We start from the raw sequence: 262 nt of genomic DNA, 5'->3' as shown, positions 1-262 counted from the left end.
GATAAGTATAGAAGACGATGGCGACTTACTCGAGGAGGGTGAAATCCCGTTCTCGATAGAGAGTCGCATTGTACGTGAGCTTGGCGAGCGACTGGTTAAAAGGCCTGAGGTTGCGCTTCTTGAATTGATTAAAAATGCCCACGATGCCGATGCCGCCACGTGCACCGTTGATTACGACTATCCAACATCAATAACAATTTCCGATGATGGTCACGGCATGACCTTTGAGCAGTTTGCTCATGGTTGGATGCGCATTGGTACA

1 protein-coding gene is annotated in these 262 nt (G+C 48.5%); it reads left to right on the top strand.

Annotation, left to right across the window (positions count from 1 at the left end; all coding sequences use genetic code 11):
- The coding region (locus SB752_RS32720) for an ATP-binding protein (protein ID WP_410719551.1) at nt 1-262 on the top strand (262 nt) is incomplete at both ends.

Source organism: Brevibacillus sp. SIMBA_040, assembly GCF_046535075.1.
Taxonomy (GTDB): domain Bacteria; phylum Bacillota; class Bacilli; order Brevibacillales; family Brevibacillaceae; genus Brevibacillus.
The sequence above is the reverse complement of the archived record's forward strand: the minus strand, read 5'-3'. Positions and strand labels throughout refer to the sequence as shown.